Origin of the sequence: Bacillus pretiosus (genome assembly GCF_051294775.1) — a bacterium.
GTDB classification, from domain to species: domain Bacteria; phylum Bacillota; class Bacilli; order Bacillales; family Bacillaceae_G; genus Bacillus_A; species Bacillus_A wiedmannii.
The window spans coordinates 1-313 of the sequence record NZ_JBPPHF010000132.1 but is presented as its reverse complement, the minus strand read 5'-3'; the positions used below and the strand labels follow the sequence as shown (position 1 = coordinate 313).

General features: G+C 43.1%; 1 pseudogene. It reads left to right on the top strand.

Features of this window, described 5'->3' with window-relative positions:
- A pseudogene (ackA, locus tag ACSG5Z_RS30180) lies at nucleotides 1-313 on the top strand (acetate kinase); the annotation flags it as partial.

The window sequence follows — 313 nt, the reverse complement described above, 5'->3', positions numbered from 1 at the left end:
CTTCTATGGGCTTCACTCCACTTGCTGGTGTAACAATGGGTACACGTTCTGGTAACATTGACCCTGCTTTAATTCCATACATCATGGAAAAAACTGGCCAAACAGTAGAAGAAGTAGTTAGCGTATTAAACAAGAAGAGTGGTATGTTAGGTCTTACTGGTTACTCTAGTGACCTACGTGACATCATTGCGAAAGAAGAAGAAGGCGACCACCGTGCGAAAGTAGCACTTGATGTATTCGTTAGCCGTATCCACAAATACATCGGTTCTTACACAGCTCGTATGAAAGGCGTTGACGCTATCTTCTTTACAGC